Origin of the sequence: Microbispora sp. GKU 823, assembly GCF_002027145.1 — a bacterium.
Classification (GTDB): Bacteria; Actinomycetota; Actinomycetes; order Streptosporangiales; family Streptosporangiaceae; genus Microbispora; species Microbispora siamensis.
Genome location: NZ_MWJN01000024.1, coordinates 25,841 through 44,829, shown reverse-complemented (window position 1 = coordinate 44,829; position 18,989 = coordinate 25,841). Strand labels below are relative to the sequence as shown.

Genomic DNA, 18,989 nt, shown 5'->3' with positions numbered 1-18,989 from the left:
CCAGCTCAACGTGAGGCATGTGTAAAGTACCGACGAACAGGCGTCTCACCTGGTGATCATGGTCGGTCGAAAGAAAGCCGACAGAACCGCCCGCGACGCCGAAATGTTTCGAAACATTTTTGAGGAGAGCAGATGACGGCCCCAGATCGGACGCACGCGGCGGACGGGACGCTCCGGGCGTGGCAGGACCCGGCACTCCCCGTGGCCGACCGGGTCGAGGCCCTCCTCGCGGAGATGACCCTTGAGGAGAAGGTCGGCCAGCTCGGCAGCCGGTGGATCGGCAACGACATGCAGTCCCCGGAGGAGGTGGAGCCCGACAACGCGCACAACGTGGCCCCCATGCAGGACGTCTTCGCCGCCTCGGGGACGGTGCCCATCGAGGAGGCCGCACGCCACGGGCTCGGTCACCTGACACGGGTTTTCGGCAGCGCTCCGGTGACGGCGGTGGAGGGCGCGGCGGAGGTGGTGCGGCTGCAACGCGAGGTGATGAAGCATTCCCGGCTCGGCATCCCCGCACTGGTCCACGAGGAGTGCCTGACCGGTTTCACCACCTACGGCGCGACCGTCTACCCGGCGGCCATCGCCTGGGGCGCGACCTTCGACCCCGAACTCGTGGAGCGGATGGCCGCCGCCATCGGCAGGGACATGCGCGCCGTGGGCGCCCACCAGGGCCTGTCGCCGGTGCTTGACGTGGTGCGCGACTACCGCTGGGGCCGGGTCGAGGAGACCATGGGCGAGGATCCGTACCTCGTCGCGACTCTCGGCGCGGCCTACGTGCGCGGCCTGGAGAACGCCGGGGTCATCGCCACGCTCAAGCACTTCGCCGGTTACTCCGCGTCGCGGGCGGCCCGCAACCACGGCCCGGTCCCGATGGGCCGGCGCGAGCTCATGGACATGATCCTGCCGACGTTCGAGACCGCCATCGCCGAGGGCGGCGCGCGCTCGGTCATGAACTCCTACTCGGACGTGGACGGCGTGCCCGCCGCCGCCGACCCCTGGCTGCTGACCGAGGTGCTGCGCGACGAGTGGGGGTTCACCGGCACGGTCGTGTCGGACTACTGGGCGATCGCGTTCCTCGCGAAGATGCACCAGGTCGCCGCGGACCACGAGGAGGCCGGGGTGCTCGCGCTGACCGCCGGCCTCGATGTCGAGCTGCCCGACACGCTCGGCTTCGGCCAGCACCTGGCCGAGCGGGTGCGGCGGGGCGAGCTGCCCGAGGAACTGGTGGACCGGGCCGCGCGCCGCCTGCTCACCCAGAAGGTGCAGCTCGGGCTGCTCGACCCGGACTGGACGCCGGAGGGGTCGGTGGCCGGCGCGGACGCCGTGGACCTCGACTCGCCCGCGAACCGGGCGCTGGCCAGGGAGCTGGCCGAGCGGTCGATCGTGCTGCTCGACGCGGGCGACGCGCTGCCGCTGCTCGGGGAGGGACGCCCGGGACCGCGCCGGGTGGCCGTGGTCGGGCCCTGCGCCGACGACCCCCGCACGTTCATGGGCTGCTACGCCTTCCCCAACCACGTGCTGCCGCGCCACCCGGGCCTCGGGCTCGGCGTTGAGGCGCCCAGCCTCCTCGACGCGCTGCGGGCCGAGCTGCCGGACGCCGAAATCGTCCACGAGCGGGGCTGCGACTGGCGGGACGAGGACCGGTCCGGCTTCGCCGCCGCGCTCACGGCCGCCCGCGAGTCCGACCTGTGCGTGGCCGTCGTCGGCGACCTCGCCGGGCTATTCGGGCAGGGCACCTCGGGTGAGGGCTGCGACGCCGAGGACCTGCGGCTGCCGGGGGCGCAGGAGGACCTGCTGCTCGCGCTGGCCGCCACGGGCACGCCGGTCGTGGTGGTCGTCGTGTCGGGCCGGCCGTACGCGCTGGGGCGGGTGCGTGACCAGGCCGCCGCGCTCGTCCAGGCGTTCATGCCGGGCGAGGAGGGCGGGGCGGCCATCGCCGGCGTCCTGTCCGGCCGGGTGCAGCCCAGCGGGAAGCTGCCGGTGCAGATCCCGCGGACCCCGGGCGGCAGCCGGGCACCTACCTGCAGCCGCCGCTGGGCTCCGACAGCCACGGCATCAGCAACCTCGACCCGACGCCGCTGTTCCCGTTCGGCTACGGCTCCTCCTACACCACCTTCGAGGTCGGCGACCTGGAGATCAGCGACGCGGAGGTGCCCACCGACGGGGAGTTCACCGTGTCGGTGCGCGTGCGCAACACCGGGAACCGGGCGGGCGAGGAGGTCGTCCAGCTCTACCTGCACGACGTGCTGGCCCAGGTGACCAGGCCGGTGCGGCAGCTCGCCGGGTTCGCCCGGGTGCGGCTGGAGCCCGGCGAGAGCGCGCGGGCGACCTTCGCCGTGCACGCGGACAGGACCGCCTTCACCGGCCGCGACCTGCGGCGGATCGTCGAGCCCGGAGACATCGAGGTGTTCGTCGGCACCTCCGCGTCGGACCTGCCGTGCCGGGGCCGCGTACGGCTGACCGGCCCGCTGCGCCACGTCGGCCGCGGCCGGCGGCTGGTCACTCCCGTGGAGGTGCGACCGGCTGGCCCCGAGCAGGGAGGAACAGATGCCGCCCAGTCGTAGGCGGGCCACTCTCGCCACGGTCGCGGCCTCGGCGGGGGTGTCGGTCGCGACCGTGTCGAAGGTGCTCAACGGCCGCAGCGACGTCGCGCCGGAGACGCGTTCCCTGGTGCTGTCGCTGCTGGAGCAGCACGACTACGTCGCGCCGCCGCAGCGCCGCGGTGAGGTGGCGCCCGACACGATCGAGGTGGAGTTCGACGCGGACCTCAACGCGTACTCCACCGAGATCGTCCAGGGCGCGGTGCAGGCCGGCGCCGATCTCGACGTGGCCGTCGTGGTGAGCATCCGGCGCAACGCCGACCGCACGGGAGGGTGGGCGCGCGAACTGGTCGCGGCCGGGCGGCGGGCGTTGGTCGCCGTCACCGGCGAACTGACCTCCGGGCAGCTCACCGCCCTGGCCCGGGCGCGGCTGCCCCTGGTCGTGATCGACCCGCTGAACCTGCCGCGGGCCCGGGTGACCAGCGTCGGCTCGACGAACTTCGCCGGTGGCATGGCCGCGACGCAGCACCTGCTCGCGCTCGGCCACCGGCGCGTCGCCTATCTCGGCGGCCCGGCCACCGCGGCCTGCAACCAGGCCCGGCTGCACGGCTACCGAGCCGCCATGGAGGCCGCGGGTGCGCCCGTCCTGCCGGGGTACGTGCGGACCGGAACTTTCCACTACCACGACGGCGTGGCGGGCGGGGCGGCCCTGCTCGACCTGCCCGAGGCGCCGACGGCGATCTTCGCGGGCTGCGACGACATCGCCCTCGGGGTGCTGGAGGCGGCCAGGGCGCGGGGGTTGCGCGTGCCCGAGGACCTCAGCGTCGTGGGCTTCGACGACACGCAGGTCGCCCGGATGGCCTCGCCGCCCCTGACCACCGTGCGGCAGCCGCTGCGGGAGATGGGCGCCGTCGCGGTGCGTACGGCGCTGCGCCTGGCGGCCGGGGAGCAGATCGAGTCGCATCACGTCGAACTCGCGACGGAACTGGTGGTGCGCGGTTCGACCGCACCGGCGCACACTGGAGGGTGAGGCCTGGGGAAGCAGACGGCCGGGTCGAACGTTGCACAATGCAATAGAACGCAGTGCAACTGACGCGTGAAAGTCGGTGGTCTCGATGACCGTCCAAGCAAAGGCACTGATCACGCTCCTGCCCTCCGACCAGGGCGGTCTGCCGCACGAACTTCCCTTCCGCACGCAGTCGCTGGTGGTCTGCGCCGGCACCGGGGAGCACGGCGAGGGGCCCAGCCGGCCGTTCCAGGTGGCGATCACCGCGGACGACGAGGAGCCGCTGTCCCCCGGAGACTGGCTGCACGTGGTGACCATCGCGACCACCGACGACGACGCCGTCGAGTATCTGCGCCCCGGGGAACGGTTCCGCCTCTGGTGCGGCCACGATGTCGGCACCGGCATCGTCTCCCGCCGCCTGATCTGATCGTCCGGCCCGGTCCTCACCCGGCGAGGTGCCGCCGGGAGGGTCGTAGGCTTGTATCACGCCCGCCAGCTGCGGGAACGGGGGGCCTGCCCGCTTGGGGAGGCGAAAATGGCCGAACACTCGCTACCTTTCGCCGCACATCAGCGGCTGCACACGCACGACGTCGACGAGGCCCGTAAGAGGGTCGGGAACGACCTCGGCGACCACGGGCTGCGCCCGGTGAATCCGGAGGGCCGGCTCGACGTCCGCATGAACGGGGTGACGCTCGACGGGATCGGGCTGTACTCCCTCGGCTACGGCACGGAGGTGCTGATCACGCCGCAGCCGCTGGACAGCTACCTGCTCGTCGAGATGCCGCTGACCGGCGCCGCGGAGGTGTCCCACGGGCGCGAACGGATCACGGCGACGCCGGAACTCGCCGCCGTACTGTCGCTGACGCGGCCCATGTGCATGCGGTGGCCCCCCGGGCACGCGTCGCTGATCACCCGCTTCGACCGTGCCGCGCTCGAAGCCCACCTCGCCAAGCTCATGGGGCGCACGCCGCGCAGGCCGCTCACCTTCTCTCTCGGCATGGACCTGACCCGGCCCCCCCGTCCGATCGTGGCTCTCGGTCGTCGACCTGCTCAGGCGGGAGGCGGAGACCGGCGGCGCCATGCTGGAGCAGCCCATCGCACTCAGGCAGCTGGAGGGGCTGCTGATGACGCAGCTGCTGCTGGCCCAGCCCAGCAACTACAGCGATGCGCTGACGGGCGGGCAGCCCCGCGTCGCGCCGACGGCGGTGGAACGGGCCGTGGACCTGATCGAGGCGCGGGCGGCGGAACCGCTCACGGTGGAGGAGATCGCCGAGGCGGTGGGCGTCGGCGCGCGGGCGCTTCAGGAGGGGTTCCGGCGTCAGCTGGAGACGACGCCCACGAGCTATCTGCGGGAGGTGCGCCTCGATCGGGTGCGTGCCGAACTCACGGTCCAGGATCCGGGCGCCACCACGGTCACCGACGTCGCCTACCGCTGGGGGTTCGTCCACCTCGGGCGGTTCGCCCTCGCCTACCGCCGGCGTTTCGGGGAGTCGCCGTCGGAGACCCTGCGCCGCTGAGCCCGCGGGCGTACGGCCGGCTCAGCGGGCCGGCAGGTCCGCCCACCAGGTGGTGGTCCCGCAGGGACGGCTCAGGGAGCCGTGCCGGAGGGCGAGGGCGTCGACGACGAGGGCGCCGCGCCCGCTCTCGTCCGGGCATGTCCCGGTCCCCGGCCACACCGGTGCCTCGCCGGCGTCGGTGACCTCGACCCGGATGACGTCGCGGTCATCCTCCGAGCAGAGGAGGAGCCGGAGCTCGGCCGGTGGCAGGGCGTGGAGTACGGCGTTGGTCACCATCTCGGAGATCACCAGCACGGCCTCCTGCGCGGCGGCCCCGGGCGTACCCCAGGCCGTCAGCACGCCGAGCGCACGGTGTCGCACGTCGCCGACCGCCTGAGGAGTGTGCGGCACCGGACACGTGTATTCGGAAACGACCGCCTCGGGCGTGCAGACGTCCGCGCGGTCCATGGTCTGCGAGTTCATCGTGTCGTGCTCCTTGGTCACCAGCGGGCGGGGACTCTTGTCGAGAAGCGCCCCGACGCTCCGTACGCTGCGCGTCATACGGTCGGAAAGAGCGTCACTTATCGCAGATTATGCAGGCCATACGAAGGCTCGCTATCCCCAAGGCGAGGGCGGGTATCCGCATAACGAACCATTACCCGGACGCCTGTGCGGGCGGCGGTCCGGCCGGGGCGATCGGGGCGGGTGAGGCGGATGGGTCGGTGAGTTCGTGGGCCGAACGGGCGAGCCAGATCACTGACAGGGCGTCGGTCGCCGTGATCGCGCTGACGTAGACGCCCCCGGAGATCCCGGCGATCTCCAGCGGGACGGCCATCAGCAGGAGCACGAGCGGCGCCACCAGGGAGGCGATGCCGTACCCGACGGTCGCCCGCCGCCAGCGGCCGTCCCGCCACTGCGTCAGAAACACCAGTGCCGTCCAGATCAGGCCCGCCAGGGCGCTGAGATCGGGCATGTCGGCCACTCGCCGCGCCTCGCGCCAGTCGAGCACGTCGAACACCTCGACGGCGGCAGTGCTCGTGTTGCTCAGCAGGCCCGCGGCCAGGGCGAGCCCGGTGAACCCCACGGTGCGGCGCAGCACCGGGTGGAACAGCACCACGAGCGTCGACATGACCAGCGAGTCGATCACCACCGCCCACCACGGCCAGGCCGGTGCGACCGCGCATACCATCCAGGACCCCGCCGCGGCGTAAAACGCCACGCGCAACCGCAGCACACCGCGGTCCGTCACCGGCGGTCGCCCCCGCGACCGGGCCTCGCAGGCCCTGCCACAGCGCCCAGCCCCCACAGCCCGCCCGCCGCGAGGAGGACGAGCGCGTTCGGCCATACGGCCGTGACGTCCTCGTTGACCTCCGCGAAGAGGGTCGACCGCCAGAGGAACCCGATGTCGCCGCGGGCCGTCGCGACCGCGGCGGCGACTGCGACCACCGCGCCATATCCGGCGGCGGCGACCAGGGCGGGAACACCCCACTGATAGTGGCGCACGGAGTCATCCAGGAAATCGAGGAGGAAATCGATCGGGAATCGAGCGCTCACCCTAATGAGCCGTCGACGTAAAAGGAAACAGACCTATGCTTTACCCGCTATGGTGCGAGTTCTGGTGTTGGGCCACATCGGCGCGGAGGTGGCGGGCCGCCCTGTCGAGCTCGGCACGTCACTCCACCGGGCCGTGATGGCCCGGCTGGTCTGCGCACAGGGGCACATCGTGTCCACCGACCGGTTCATCGACGACCTGTGGAAGGGCCAGCCGCCGCCGAAGGCGCTCGGCGCGCTCCAGGTGTACGTCTCGAATCTGCGCCGCGTCCTTGAGCCCGATCGCGCGCCGCGGTCCGCCGCCCGCGTGCTGGTGAGCGCGCCGCCCGGATATCGCCTCGCACTCGACACCGAGGACGTGGACGCCTGGCGCTTCCCCAAACTGGTCGACGCCGCCGCCGGCCTCCTCGCCCGGCGCGATCCCGCCGGCGCCTTCGACACGATCAGTGAGGCGCTGTCTTTGTGGACCGGCCAGGCGTACGCGGAGTTCGCCGACCAGGAGTGGGCCGTGCCCGAGGTGGGCCACCTGCTGGAGCTGCGGGCGGTCGCGATCGAATACCGCGCCGAGGCGGGCCTGGCGCTCGGCCGCCACGCCGAACTGGTCCCCGAGCTGGAACGGCACGTCGCCGCCCAGCCGCTGCGGGAGAACGCGGTCCGGTTGCTCGCGCTCTCGTACTACCGCGCCGGCCGTCAGGGAGACGCCCTGGCGGTCCTGCGCCGCACCCGGGCCCTGCTGGCGGATGAGCTCGGCGTGGATCCCGGGCCCGCGCTGCGGAGCCTGGAGGCGGACATCCTCGCCCAGGCCCCCTCGCTCGACCTGATCGTCCGGGAGCCCGCGCCCACGCCGCTGGTCGTGCCGCCCGACCGGCCGCGCCCGCCGGCTCCCGGCAGGATGGTCGGCCGTACGAGGGAGCTGTCCCGCCTGGTCGCCGCCGCTGAGCAGGCCGGGGAGGGGTTCCGGGTCGCGTGGCTCGGCGGGGAGGCCGGGCTGGGCAAGAGCACCCTGGCCGACGCCCTGGTGGGGCACCTGTCGGCGCGGGGCTGGCGGACCGTCGTCGGCCGGTGCCCGGAGACGACGGGCGGGGTGCCGCCCGCGTGGGCGTGGAGCGAGGTGCTGCGCGATCTCGCGGCGACCACGCCGCCCCCGCCGGAGACCGCCGCGCGGCTGGCGCCGCTGCTGACCGACGACGCCGCGCCGGTCGGCCAGTTCTGGCTGGCCAGGGCCGTGGGCGACTACGTGGACGGCGTGCCGGGGCCGCTGCTGATCGTGCTGGAGGACGTCCACAGGGCCGACGAGGAGACCCTTCAGCTGCTGCGCCATCTGGCCGTACGGCTGGCCGCGACACCCGTCCTCGTCCTGCTCACGCACCGGCCCGGGGAGTCGGGCGCCGACCTGATGGCGACCGCTGCCGCCCTCGCCGTCCAGACGGTGGAGAACCTGGAGCTGAGCGGTCTCGCACCGGACGAGGTCGCCCGGCTGCTCACCGAGCGGTCCGGCATGGACGTGGATCGGGCGACCGCGCGGAAGGTCAGCGAGCGCACCGGCGGCAACCCGTTGTTCGTGAGCGAGACGGCGCGGCTGCTCGCGATCGACGGCCCCTCCGCGGTGAACGTGCTGCCGCCCGGGGTGCGGGACCTGATCCGGCGGCGGGTCGCCCGCCTCCCCGGCGCGGTCCAGGTGACGTTGCGCAACGCCGCGGTGCTCGGCAGGGAGGTCGACGCCGACGTGCTCATCGCGATGCCGGGAGGCGACGAGGAGACCGTGCTCGACGGGCTGGAGGCGGGGGTGCTGGCCGGGCTGCTCGAGGAGCCCCGGCCGGGCCGGGTCCGCTTCGCCCACGTGCTGGTCCGCGAGACCCTCTACGAGGACATTCCCCGGCTGCGGCGCGCCCGGATGCACCGCAAGGTCGTGACGGCCCTGGAGACCGTGCGGCCCGGGGACGTCGGAGCCCTGGGGCACCACGCCCTCGCCGCCGCGACCACCGCCACCGCGCCGGCCGCGGCGGAGTACGCGTCGCGTGCGGCGGCCCAGGCGTCCGCCCTGTACGCCCACCGGGACGCGGCGGCCTTCCTGGACGGCGCGCTGGGTGCGCTCGATCTCGCGCCCGACCCGCCCGAGGCGCTGCGACTCGACTTGATGTGCCGCCTGGTGTCGGCGCTGGCGCACGCCGGTGAGGTGGAGAGGGCGCTCGACGCCCGGGCGAAGGCGCTGACCGTCGCCCGGAGAACCGCCGATCCGAAGGCCGTCGCCCGGGCCGCGGTGGCCTTCGACGCGCCCGTCATCTGGACCATCCAGCCGGAGCGGAGGCTCGATCGCGATCTGGTGCACGCCGTCGAGGACGCCCTCCCCCGGGAGACGGGCGAGCTGCGCTGCCTTCTGCTGGTCACGCTGTGCCACGCCGTCGAGGGACACGACGCCGCCCGGGTGGAGACGGCGAGCACGGAGGCGGTCGCCATCGCCCGCGGCATCGGCGACCCGCACCTGCTGTGCATGGCGCTGAACGCCCGCTACTGGGCCTGCCAGGCCCCCGACAGGCGCGAGGAGCTGGAAGGACTGGGGCACGAGTTGCTCCGGATCTCCTCGTCGGCCGGGCTGCTCGGCTACCAGACGCTCGGCCACGCGGCGCTCTGCATGGTCGCGCTGAGCCGAAACGACTGGGCCGGCGCCCGGCACCACGCCGACCAGGCGGCGGAGCACTCGACGAGCGGCCAGCTCGGCCACGCCCTCGGCATCCTCGCGTTCCTCGACGCCCTGCATCTGCTCCTGCGGGGAGAGTTCGAGCAGGCCGAGGAGGCGTACACGACGCTGGGCAAGCGGATGGCGGAGTCGGGGGCGTCGATATCGTCCCTCATGGGCGCCGTGGGCTGTTTCGCGGTCCGTCTCGCGGCCGGACGCTTCGACGAGTGCGTGGAGGCGCTCGCCCCGGTGTGGGAGCGGATCCCGCAGGAGGTCGTAGAGCTGTACGCCCGCGCGCTCGTGGCGGCCGGCCGCCTGGAGGAGGCCAGGGCCGTGTGGCCGGCGGCCCTCCCGCGCCGTGACTTCTCCTGGGTGGGCATGATGGCGGCGCGGTCGGCGACCGCGATCGCGTTGGCGGAGCGCGAGGCGGCCGCAGAGTGCTACCACCAGCTCCTCCCCGTGGAGGGGGAGATGGCCGGGATGAGCACCGCGTCGGTCACCTTCGGCCCGGTGGCCCACACGCTCGGCGACCTCGCCGTCTTCCTCGGCAGATCCGAGGCCGCGACGGGACACTACGGCCGTGCGGCACAGGTCGCCCGGCAGGTCGGCTCTCCTCACTGGGAGAAGGCGGCTCGTGACGCGCTCGCACGCCTGTGATCAGCCGGGACGCCGGAGCACGGGAACGGGCTGCCCGCGCCGCGCGGCCTCCCGTTCGAGTCGCGGTGCCAGGCCGCGAGCGGTCCGCATCATCTTCCGCACCTGTCCGAAGCGGCTCCCGCTGAGGCTGAAGTCGGCCAGCGCGCGCTCGACCCCCACGTGGACCCCGTCGGGCAGGGGCGTGGCCTCGCCGACCAGCACGACGTTGTCCTGGCCGCTCATGTCGGCGCCGTGGGTGTGGAAGGTCAGGCAGGCCCGTCCCCGCGCCAGGACGCCGGGCGGGCCGGTCCGTACGAGGAAGCCGTCGTCCACGCGGGTCGCGCCCAGCGAACGCAGCGGCAGGGGCCAGCCGTCCTCGCCGGTCACGGTCAGCACGGGGTCGCCGAGGCGGACGGCGTAGTCGGCGCGCAGGCGCCAGTCGGCGGGCGGCTGCAGCCATCCCGGAGCGCCGGCTCCGGTGGGGGCGGGGTCCGACGGCGGCGCGGTCACCTCCGGCGCCGCCTCCCAGTGCAGAGGAGGCGCGTCGAGCCGCCCGTGCGGCCACCACAGCACGCGCAGCGGAGTGACCCCGATCCATATCCTCGCCCAGTACCAGGCCTGGCGCCGCAGGAGGAACCACGGCTGCCGCGCGACCGCCTGCGGATACTTCGCCAGCGTCCGCCGCAGATAGAGATCGGTGTTGGCCTGCAGGTCCGCGTCCCGCACGGTGGCCAGGCCCTGGACGAGCACGACGGGAGGATCGGAGACGGGTGACCCCGTGGGGTCGGAGAACAGCAGGGCGACCCTGGGGTCGCGTCTGGCCCGCTCCGCCTTGGACGGATAGGTCAGGCCCGTCGAGACGTCGACCGTACGGCCGTCCTCGGCGACGTAGGGCCCCACAGGCCAGGTGATCGGCGCGCCGGCGCGGGTGAGCGAGGCGTACTCGCAGGTCAGCGCGTTCTCGATCACCGGCAGGATCTCGGCGGGCCAGTTCGTGCGCCCGGCCGTGCCGGACGTGGGCGACAGGGACATCCCAAGCTCCCTCGCTGCGGAATTCCTTACGCCGGTGAAATTAGGCGCCAGGGCTTAGCCGGCACTTGGGACGGACTTGGGCACGGGGGAGACAGGTCAGCGGGCTGACGGGGAGACACAGGTCAGCGGGCTGACGGGGAGGAACAGATCAGCGGGCTGACACGGCCTTCGGGCCGTTCATCCGCTGGCGGCGGAGCTGCTCGGCGAACTCCCTGGCCATCGCGAGTTGCTCGCGCAGTCTGTCGGCGCGTTCGGCCACCGTCTTCTCGAACAGCTGCAGCCGGGTGAGCAGGCCGGGGTCGTCGTCACCGCGGGCGAGCCGGTCGGTGATCTCCAGCAGGTCGCGCATCTCCTCCAGCGTGAACCCCAGCGGTTTCATCCGCCTGATCAGCGCCAGGCGCTGCACGTCCTCCTCGCTGTAGAGCCGGAAGCCGCCCTGCGTGCGGGCGGGCACGACCAGGCCGACCTCCTCGTAATGGCGGATGGTGCGCAGGGACAGCCCGAGCCGCTCGGCGACCTCGCCGATCTGCACCCGACCTTCAGGCATCGCTCCGCTCACCTTTCCTACCCCGTGGTCACCGCGCCCGTGCGGGTACCGTCACCACTCGCGGCCTACCCTCACGTGAGGGCAGGGTTTCGCAGAACAGCTCCCTGGAACTCTTCGGCGACGATACCTCTCGTCCGGGAGTCCGGCTGGAGGGGAGGACAAGCATAAGGCTCAGGGCTCACCCCGGCGGAGCCAGGCGGCAGCGCATGCTCCCACCGCGACGGCGCGCCCGGCGAGGGGGAAGGGCCAGGCGGGCCGTCCGGTGGCGTTGACGCCTGCGATGGGCGAGCACGCGGCGAAGCGGAGTCCCACCGCAAGCGGGGCAGACTCTACTCTCACGGAAGGTTATAGAGCAATAACCATTGGCGGCCGGGAGCGGGCGCTCGAGGTCAGTAGGTGCTGGGCCCCGGTCTCTCGACGTTCCACGTCACCGTGCCGTCCGGCTGGACGCACCGCCGGCGGACCCGGGTGACCAGTTGGGTCGGCAGTTGGAGCGCCGCCACCCAGGACCCGTTCCTGCTCCGCTCGAAACAGATGTTGTCGCCGTTGACGACGACGCGGTCGGCGGTGAGGGTGCGCTGAAACCCGCTGTACATCCTGACGCGGTAGACGGACATCGTCCTCCCTCTTCCACGTGCGGTCTCTCGTGTGGCCGGACCCGCCGCGGAGAAATCCGCCGCGCGCGACGGCTGTCGCGAGCGGCGAGGCCGCCCGGATCCCTGGCCTCCCGGCGGCCACGACGCGGGGCGCGGGGATGTCGCGGGACGGCTGCGCGTCGGCCGGGAGAGCCACGTGACCGGAATCACCCTACTCTCACGTCAGATTAGGTGAATCCCGAGGGCGGGGGTCCAAGGCGTCCGTCATCCGCTCCAGGTGGCCAAGCAGGAGGTCGGCCTGCTCCGCGTCCAGGTGGGCGGTCATCCGCTGTTCGATCTCGAGCACGTCGCCCCGCGCGGCGACGAGCCGAGCTCTGCCCTCCGCCGTCAGCGTGGTGGGCAGGGCTCTGCCCTGCGGCGCGGACGCCGGTCGCTCGACCAGCCCGGCGTCCTCGAGATTGCGGAGCAACACGTTCATCGACTGGCGGGTGACGAAGGCGCCCCTGGCCAGTTCGGCGTTGGACAGCCCCGGCCGCTGGTCGAGCAGTTCCAGGCAGGCGTACTGCGGAGTGGTCAGGTCGTGGGGGCGCAGCGCGGCGTCCATGGCCGAGCGCAGGGCCGCCTGGACCCTCTTCAACTGGTAGCCCACCAGGCGGCCGAGGTCCGCGCCATTGCTCACTTGCCTCATGTCAACAGTCTGACATAGGGTCCTAATGTCAAACCCCTGACATAGGAAGGTCGGTCGTCACCATGACCGGAGTGGATTTCGTGGCGTTGCAGGTGCGCGATCTGGAGGCGGCGGCGGCGTTCTACGAGAAGCGCCTCGGGCTGCGGCGTAACCCGGCCGGGCCGCCGCACGCCGTGGTGTTCGCCACCGAGCCCATCCCGTTCGCGGTACGCGAGCCGCTGCCCGGCGTCGACCTGGAGTCGGTCCCGCGTCCGGGCCTCGGGGTGGCGCTGTGGTTCAAGACGGACGACGCCCAGCGGCTCCATGACGAGCTCGCCGCGGCGGGGGTGCCGATCCTGTCCGATCCGGTCGACGGGCCGTTCGGCCGGACGTTCTCCTTCAGCGACCCCGACGGGTACGCGGTCACGGTCCACGACAGGTGAGCGAGGCCCGTGCGGGACGTGACGGATGACCTGTCCGCCGCCGTCCCGCACGGGCCCCGTAGCGCACTCTCCCGCTCTCGCCTACCCCTGGAAAGCGGTCTCATGCACAGCCGGTGTGCCCGGTCAGCTCGTCAGCAGGCCGATGCCGAGGGTCAGCACGCCCGCCGCCAGGCAGAGCGCGCCGAGCCAGAGCAGGATGATCAGCCGGTTCGGCCGGGTCACGTCCCGTCCGAGGGACGACAGGAAGAACCCGGCGGACATCAGCGCGGCGGCGGCCGGCACGCCGAGCCGGGCGGTCCACAGTGCGACGCCGTCGAGGCCGGTGGCGTCGACGAAAAGGAGGCACACCAGCCCGAGGGTGACCAGCACCCCCGCGTGCGCGTGCCCGGCGCGGGCGAACGTCTGCTGGAAGGGCGTCATCGGCACCGCGCCGCGGACGATCCGGGTGAGGAACCACCCGCCGAACTCGATGGTCACGACGGTCAGCAGGACGGCTCCGGCGATCAACTGGGTCGGCTGACCGAGCTGCAGAGGGGTCATTGGGCACTCCTGGTGGGGACGGTGGTGGGGGGGACGTCAGCGACCGCTGTTCAAGGCGGCTTCGGGAAGGCCGAGTGCCCGCGCGAGGTCGGCCAGCTCCGCCTCGAACAGATCGCCCGCCTCGTCGCCGATGATCCGCGGAAGGCCGAGCGACTCCAGGCAGACCATTCCGTAGAGCCGCATCCAGCAGCGGGTGAAGGCGGTCGCGGCGGTGGTGGAGGGCATCGTGATCTCCAGGATCTGGACGAGCCGCTCGGCCAGCGGCTCGATCCGCGGCTCGCGGAGCCAGGGAGCGGAGGAGGTGCGGCCGTAGTCCCGCCAGACTCCGGCGAAGATGTCTCCGAACAGCCTGCCCACCTGGCCTCGCCTCCGGACGACCGCCTGGCTCTCCTCCTCCGGCGGCGACACGACCAGGGAGAGGTGGAACTCCCGGGGGTGGTCGACCCCCCAGCGCCGCAACGCCCTGCTGGCGACGACGAGCCTGCCCGCCGTGTCCGCCTCGTCCACCTCGCCGACCCTGGCGGCGACGAACTCGGTGAGCTCGTCCAGGATCGCCACGATGACCGCGTCGAGGAGGGCGCGGTGGCTGTCGAAGTAGCGGTAGACCCCGGGCGGGGTCATCCCCATCTCCCGGGCGACCGCCCGGATCGTCAGCGCTTCGACACCTTGGGTCGTCAGGATCTCGCGGCTCACCGAGATCAGTTCGCGCAGCGTCGCGTCACGCACCCTCTGGCGTCGTGAAGGACTGGCCGTCGAGGACGCCTCCATCGGTCTGTCTCCCATCGTGTGTTGTCACCTGTTAACTGTAGCGTCTTGCATTAGCGAACGCGTCTATGCGACGCTCCTGTTACCTGTATTCGCGCGGTCATCGTCCGCCCGATCCCCTGGAGGCCCCCTTGAGCATCGACTCCGGCACCGCGCTGGACTCCAGGCCCGCCGGCGCCCCGGCCGCCGCGCCCCGGGTCGGCGCCGCCGAGCGTGACCGTGCCGTGGAGCTGCTCGGCGACGCGTTCGGCGCCGGCTACCTGACCAAAGAGGAGTTCGACGAGCGCCTGGACGTCGCCGCGCGAGCGCGGCACCGCACCGAGCTCGACGCCCTCCTCGACGACCTGCCGCCCAAGCTGCGTACGTCGAGGGACCGGGCGCGGCGCCGGGCCCGCAAGGCCAGGGCGGCCAGGCTCGGAGTGCGCATCCACGCCGGCGTCTATGCCGGCACCTCGCTTCTCATGGTGGTCGTCTGGCTGGTCGTCGGGCGGGCGACGGACTTCTGGTATCCGTGGCCGATCTGGCCGATCCTGGGCTGGGGCGTCGGAGTGCTGGGCCACGCCATACCCGTGACCCTGGCGACCCGCGCCCGCGAGCGCCGGGAGACGTTCTAAATCAATTGCTTGACTTACCGCATCGATTCCGGTGCGCTGGTGAGGATGACCGGTAAGTTGCGAGCCGAACGGGTCAGCGTGACCCGCGAGCGGATTCTGTCGGCGGCGGAGCGGCTGTTCGCCGAGCACGGGGTGTTCGCCGTGTCCAACCGCCAGGTCAGCGAGGCCGCGGGGCAGGGCAACAACGCCGCGGTCGGCTACCACTTCGGCACCAAGGCGGATCTCGTACGCGCGATCGCGCGCAGGCACGCCGAGCCGGTCGACCGGATACGCGAGCAGATGCTGGCCGACATCGGCGACTCCGCCGACGTACGCGACTGGGTGGCCTGCCTGGTCCGCCCGGTCACCGAGCATCTGGCCGCCCAGGGCAACCCGACCTGGTACGCCCGCTTCATCGCCCAGGTGGTGACCGATCCCTCGCTGCGCGCGGTCATCGCCGAAGAGACGCACGCCTCGCTGCGACGGGCGATGGACGGCTTCATCCGCTGTCTGCCCGAACTGCCCGCCGAGGTCCGGGCGGAGCGCAGCGACATGGCGCGCCAGCTGATCACGCACGTGTGCGCGGAACGCGAGCGCGCCCTCGCCGAAGGCGCCCCCACGCCCAGATCGAGCTGGCGCGACACGGCGACCGGGCTGATCGACGCGCTCGTCGGGCTGTGGCTGGCACCCGTCTCCGGCGACTCGTGAGCTTCACCCCGCCGGGCGCACGTCCGCCTCGTCCTCACCGCGGCCGATTACGCCGAGCAGCCACCGCCCGGCCGCGGCCAGCCGGGCCTGGACCCCGTCGCGGAGCAGCAGCCAGGAGACCCAGCCGACGGCGATCACGGCCCAGTACGAGATCAGCCGGTAGAGCGTGACGACGGCCGCCGCCACGCTGCCGGTGACACCCGCTCCGACGAAGGTGGCGGCCATGCCGAGCTCGGTGACGCCGAGCCCGCCGGGGATGACGGCGATCGTCGCCGCGATCTTGCCCGCCACGTAGCCGAGCAGCACGGTGTGCGGCCCCAGCCCGACCCCCGCCGCCGCGCACACGGCGGCCAGGCAGGCCACGTCGAGAAGCCAGTTGGCCAGCGCCAGGACGGCGAGGACCAGCCGGTCCCTGCCGGTCGGCCTGATCGCGTCCCTGGCCGCGAGGATGCGGCGGGAGGCGCCGGAACGACGTCCGCCGGGCCGCCGGCACAGCCGGACCAGTGCGAGGACGGCCACCACGACGGCGGCCAGCGCGATCAGCGCGGGAACCCGGGTCGCGTCGCCGCTCAGCAGCGCGACCAGCCCCAGCACGGCGAAGGTGGCGGTCGAGTACACCGCGCTGAGCACGAGTGTCGCGACCGACAGCGGTTTCGACGCGCCGAGCCGGCCGAGCTCACGGATGGTGAAGGCGACCGAGAGCACCGGTCCGGCGGGCAGGGAGCCGGACACGGCGTTGCGTGCGTACGTGACGGCCATCGAGCGCGGCCGGGTGAGCCTGATGCCGCCGCTCCTGAGCAGGCGGCGCAGCAGCCCCGCGAAGAGCCTCATCGAGAGGCCCTCGGCGAGCACGGCGACGGCCAGCCATCCCGGGTTCACCCTCCGGACCGAAGCCCAGACCGCGTCCGGGTCGGGGACCCTGTCCCTGAGGGCGAACAGCGCCACTCCGGCCACGCCGACGGCGGCGGCGCTTCTGAGCCTGCGCGCCGTTCTCGCGTGAGCGACGGAGGTAGGGGACATGCGCGGGTCTCCGGTGCGCGGTCGGGGTGGGTGCGCGTATTTAAATCAAGTGACTGACTTAGGTTAGCAGCGCGCTTTTCCCCGGAACGGAGAGGATCCCCCGGCTGCCGAACGGCCTCGCGACGCCCGCCGCCTGCGCCCGGACCTCCGCCCGGCCACGATCACGTGGCCCTCGCTCACTTCGTGGAGGGGCCCTCCTGGGCGCCGAGAACGCTGGACAGGAACGCGCGCGTGCGCTCGTGCTCCGGGGCGGCGAGCACCTCGCGGGGGCGGCCCTCTTCGACGACCACGCCGTCGGCGAAGAAGGCCAGCCGGTCGCCGACCTCGCGGGCGAAGGCGATCTCGTGGGTCACCACGATCATCGTCATTCCCTCGGCGGCCAGGCCCTTCATGACCTCGAGCACCTCGTCCACCAACTCGGGGTCGAGGGCGGAGGTCGGCTCGTCGAACAGCATCAGCGCCGGGTTCATCGCCAGCGCCCGGGCGATGGCCACCCGCTGCTGCTGACCGCCCGACAGCTGGTGGGGCCTCTTGTGCGCGTGGTCGGCCAGGCCCACGCGATCCAGGTGCTCCATCGCCAGCGTACGAGCCCGGTCCGGCGGCGTGCCCAGCACGTGGACGGGGCCGCAGGCGACGTTCTCCAGCGCGCTCTGGTGGGCGAACAGGTTGAATCGCTGGAACACCATGCCGATGTTCCTGCGGAAGGCGGCGAACTGCTTGGGCGTCCAGGGGTGATACCTGCCGTCCCGCAGCGTGTGGCCGACCTCCTCCCCGAGCACGCGCAGGCTGCCGCCCAGCACCGGCTCCAGGCCGTTGAGGCACCGCAGGAACGTGGACTTGCCCGAGCCCGACGGCCCGATTATGCAGCTCACCTCGCCGGAGGCCACGGTGAAGTCCACCCCGTTGAGCACCTGCACGCCGCCGTAGCCCATCCGTACGTCCGTCGCCACCACCACGGGGGCCGTCCCGGCGTTCACGCGGCCACCTTCGGCAGGACCCGGGCCGCGACCCCGCCGCCGCGCACCAGCCGTACGGCGTCGGAGCCGAAGCGGCGTTCCAGCCGCCCCTGCAGGAAGGTCGCCACGGCGGTCATGACCATGTACCAGACGCTCGCCACGATCAGCAGCTCCATGATCCGGTTGTTCGCCTTGTAGATCTGGCTGGCGTTGGTCATCAGGTCGTGCCCGGCGACGACGTACACCAGGGAGGTGGTCTTCAGCATGGAGATGAACTCGTTGCCGGTCGGCGGGATGATGATGCGCAGCGCCTGCGGCAGCACGATGACCCGCATCCGCTTGGCCGGCGTCATGCCCAGCGCGTACGCCGCCTCGGTCTGGCCCCGGTCCACCGCCTGGATCCCGGCGCGCACGGTCTCGGCGAAGTACGCCGCCAGGTTCAATCCCAGCCCCAGCATGGCCGAGGTGAAGCCGGTCATCACCTGGTTGGTGTCCCACTTGAGCCCGATCATCGTGAACGGGATCTTGAGCACCAGCTCGGGGAAGAGGAACGCCAGGTTGTACCAGAAGATGAGCTGCACCAGCACCGGCGTGCCGCGGAAGAACCAGATGTAGAACGTGGCCAGCCCGCTCAGCACCGGGTTGTGCGCGAGGCGCATGACCGCGACCAGGACGCCGAGCACCAGCCCGAGTGCCGTCGCCAGCACGGAGATCTCGATGGTGACCCAGACGCCGGACAGGATCCGCTCGTTGAACAGATACTCGGCGACCTTGCCCCAGTCCAGGCGCGGGTTGACCACCACCAGGTAGGCCAGCCAGCCGGCGACCACGAGCGCGACGGCCGCGGCGAGCCAGCGGCCCCAGTGCCAGGTGCGCGCGACGGGGACCGGCGTGCCGGACCCGTCGGCGATCGGTTCGGTGCGCACGTCACTTACCGCCGTTGACCACGGCCGACTCGACGGCCAGGGCGTCCAGGTTCCACGCCTTGAGCAGCCTGCCGTACTCCCCGCTCTTGATGAGGGAGTCGAGCGCGCCCTTGACGGAGTCGATGAGCTGCTTGTTGTCCGGCTTCATCCCGATCCCCCAGGGGCTCGCGGTCCCGTCGAGGCTGATCGCCTCCATGGCGAGCTTGGGGTCGGCCGCCTTGTACGCGGCGACCACGTAGTCGGTGACGCTCGCCTGCGCGCGGCCGTTGCTCACCTGGAGCATGGCTTCC

22 protein-coding genes and 1 pseudogene are annotated in these 18,989 nt (G+C 72.4%); 10 read left to right on the top strand and 13 right to left on the bottom strand.

All coding sequences use genetic code 11. The annotated features are described in order from the left end of the window. The first annotated feature begins 132 nt into the window (after positions 1–132). From B1L11_RS15310 to B1L11_RS48310, 6 genes and pseudogenes are all read left to right on the top strand, one after another. Positions 133–2,259 (top strand): glycoside hydrolase family 3 protein, encoded by a 2,127-nt coding sequence (locus tag B1L11_RS15310; protein ID WP_256862564.1) that lies wholly within the window; start codon positions 133–135, stop codon positions 2,257–2,259. Beyond that, positions 2,187–2,564, top strand: a complete 378-nt coding sequence (locus B1L11_RS50860; protein WP_256862563.1) for a fibronectin type III-like domain-contianing protein — start codon at positions 2,187–2,189, stop codon at positions 2,562–2,564. The genes B1L11_RS15310 and B1L11_RS50860 overlap by 73 nt, the downstream gene beginning before the upstream one ends. Next, the gene (locus tag B1L11_RS15305; RefSeq protein ID WP_079315102.1) at positions 2,548–3,570 is read left to right on the top strand and encodes a LacI family DNA-binding transcriptional regulator; all 1,023 of its coding nucleotides are present in this window, start codon (positions 2,548–2,550) and stop codon (positions 3,568–3,570) included. The genes B1L11_RS50860 and B1L11_RS15305 overlap by 17 nt, the downstream gene beginning before the upstream one ends. 85 nt (positions 3,571–3,655) lie before the next feature. Then, positions 3,656–3,973, top strand: a complete 318-nt coding sequence (locus B1L11_RS15300; RefSeq protein ID WP_143737292.1) for a hypothetical protein — start codon at positions 3,656–3,658, stop codon at positions 3,971–3,973. 108 nt (positions 3,974–4,081) lie between these two features. Further along, positions 4,082–4,561 (top strand): annotated as a pseudogene (locus B1L11_RS54840) (hypothetical protein); the annotation flags it as partial. A gap of 64 nt (positions 4,562–4,625) precedes the next feature. Further along, on the top strand, positions 4,626–5,063 hold the full coding sequence (locus B1L11_RS48310) for a helix-turn-helix transcriptional regulator (protein ID WP_218671139.1): 438 nt from the start codon (positions 4,626–4,628) through the stop codon (positions 5,061–5,063). A 21-nt stretch (positions 5,064–5,084) separates the two neighbouring features. Here the strand turns inward: B1L11_RS48310 and B1L11_RS15290 are convergent, their stop codons facing one another. The 3 genes from B1L11_RS15290 to B1L11_RS15280 all read right to left on the bottom strand — a co-directional run bounded on the left by B1L11_RS15290 (position 5,085) and on the right by B1L11_RS15280 (position 6,545). After that, positions 5,085–5,603: an ATP-binding protein gene (locus B1L11_RS15290; RefSeq protein WP_143737291.1), complete on the bottom strand. Its 519-nt coding sequence runs from the start codon at positions 5,601–5,603 to the stop codon at positions 5,085–5,087. 94 nt (positions 5,604–5,697) lie between these two features. Continuing rightward, the gene (locus B1L11_RS15285) at positions 5,698–6,291 is read right to left on the bottom strand and encodes a hypothetical protein (protein ID WP_079315100.1); all 594 of its coding nucleotides are present in this window, start codon (positions 6,289–6,291) and stop codon (positions 5,698–5,700) included. Continuing rightward, a complete protein-coding gene (locus B1L11_RS15280) occupies positions 6,288–6,545 on the bottom strand; it encodes a hypothetical protein (protein WP_143737290.1) in 258 nt (85 codons plus the stop codon). The genes B1L11_RS15285 and B1L11_RS15280 overlap by 4 nt, the downstream gene beginning before the upstream one ends. A gap of 100 nt (positions 6,546–6,645) precedes the next feature. On the opposite strand from B1L11_RS15280, the gene B1L11_RS15275 reads away from it, so the two are divergent. Continuing rightward, on the top strand, positions 6,646–9,927 hold the full coding sequence (locus B1L11_RS15275; RefSeq protein WP_079315098.1) for a BTAD domain-containing putative transcriptional regulator: 3,282 nt from the start codon (positions 6,646–6,648) through the stop codon (positions 9,925–9,927). On the opposite strand, the gene B1L11_RS15270 is transcribed toward B1L11_RS15275, so the two are convergent. From B1L11_RS15270 to B1L11_RS15255, 4 genes are all read right to left on the bottom strand, one after another. Continuing rightward, on the bottom strand, positions 9,928–10,938 hold the full coding sequence (locus B1L11_RS15270; RefSeq protein ID WP_079315097.1) for a hypothetical protein: 1,011 nt from the start codon (positions 10,936–10,938) through the stop codon (positions 9,928–9,930). A 148-nt stretch (positions 10,939–11,086) separates the two neighbouring features. After that, a complete protein-coding gene (locus B1L11_RS15265; protein ID WP_079315096.1) occupies positions 11,087–11,485 on the bottom strand; it encodes a MerR family transcriptional regulator in 399 nt (132 codons plus the stop codon). A gap of 389 nt (positions 11,486–11,874) precedes the next feature. Further along, complete coding sequence (locus B1L11_RS15260; protein ID WP_079315095.1) at positions 11,875–12,102, bottom strand: hypothetical protein; 228 nt, start codon at positions 12,100–12,102, stop codon at positions 11,875–11,877. 196 nt (positions 12,103–12,298) lie between these two features. Next, complete coding sequence (locus tag B1L11_RS15255) at positions 12,299–12,769, bottom strand: MarR family winged helix-turn-helix transcriptional regulator (RefSeq protein WP_079315094.1); 471 nt, start codon at positions 12,767–12,769, stop codon at positions 12,299–12,301. A gap of 62 nt (positions 12,770–12,831) precedes the next feature. Between B1L11_RS15255 and B1L11_RS15250 the strand changes: the two genes are divergently transcribed. Next, the gene (locus B1L11_RS15250; RefSeq protein WP_079315093.1) at positions 12,832–13,191 is read left to right on the top strand and encodes a VOC family protein; all 360 of its coding nucleotides are present in this window, start codon (positions 12,832–12,834) and stop codon (positions 13,189–13,191) included. 123 nt (positions 13,192–13,314) lie between these two features. On the opposite strand, the gene B1L11_RS15245 is transcribed toward B1L11_RS15250, so the two are convergent. Then, entirely contained in the window at positions 13,315–13,731 is a 417-nt protein-coding gene (locus B1L11_RS15245; RefSeq protein WP_079315092.1) for a hypothetical protein, read from the bottom strand. A gap of 36 nt (positions 13,732–13,767) precedes the next feature. Beyond that, the gene (locus B1L11_RS15240) at positions 13,768–14,457 is read right to left on the bottom strand and encodes a TetR/AcrR family transcriptional regulator (protein WP_179155161.1); all 690 of its coding nucleotides are present in this window, start codon (positions 14,455–14,457) and stop codon (positions 13,768–13,770) included. Positions 14,458–14,627: 170 nt separating this feature from the next. On the opposite strand from B1L11_RS15240, the gene B1L11_RS15235 reads away from it, so the two are divergent. Both B1L11_RS15235 and B1L11_RS15230 read left to right on the top strand, forming a co-directional pair. Further along, the gene (locus tag B1L11_RS15235) at positions 14,628–15,110 is read left to right on the top strand and encodes a DUF1707 domain-containing protein (protein ID WP_179155160.1); all 483 of its coding nucleotides are present in this window, start codon (positions 14,628–14,630) and stop codon (positions 15,108–15,110) included. A 45-nt stretch (positions 15,111–15,155) separates the two neighbouring features. Then, positions 15,156–15,797, top strand: a complete 642-nt coding sequence (locus tag B1L11_RS15230; RefSeq protein WP_079315089.1) for a TetR/AcrR family transcriptional regulator — start codon at positions 15,156–15,158, stop codon at positions 15,795–15,797. A gap of 3 nt (positions 15,798–15,800) precedes the next feature. Here B1L11_RS15230 and B1L11_RS15225 read toward each other — a convergent pair whose 3' ends face one another. The 4 genes from B1L11_RS15225 to B1L11_RS50855 all read right to left on the bottom strand — a co-directional run bounded on the left by B1L11_RS15225 (position 15,801) and on the right by B1L11_RS50855 (position 18,982). Beyond that, entirely contained in the window at positions 15,801–16,817 is a 1,017-nt protein-coding gene (locus B1L11_RS15225) for a TIGR00374 family protein (protein ID WP_079315088.1), read from the bottom strand. Between the two features lie 176 nt (positions 16,818–16,993). After that, a complete protein-coding gene (locus B1L11_RS15220) occupies positions 16,994–17,794 on the bottom strand; it encodes an amino acid ABC transporter ATP-binding protein (RefSeq protein WP_306291659.1) in 801 nt (266 codons plus the stop codon). Beyond that, positions 17,791–18,699 (bottom strand): amino acid ABC transporter permease, encoded by a 909-nt coding sequence (locus tag B1L11_RS15215; protein ID WP_079315087.1) that lies wholly within the window; start codon positions 18,697–18,699, stop codon positions 17,791–17,793. The genes B1L11_RS15220 and B1L11_RS15215 overlap by 4 nt, the downstream gene beginning before the upstream one ends. A 1-nt stretch (position 18,700) precedes the next feature. Further along, positions 18,701–18,982, bottom strand: a complete 282-nt coding sequence (locus tag B1L11_RS50855) for a hypothetical protein (RefSeq protein WP_372974676.1) — start codon at positions 18,980–18,982, stop codon at positions 18,701–18,703. Positions 18,983–18,989 lie beyond the last annotated feature (7 nt).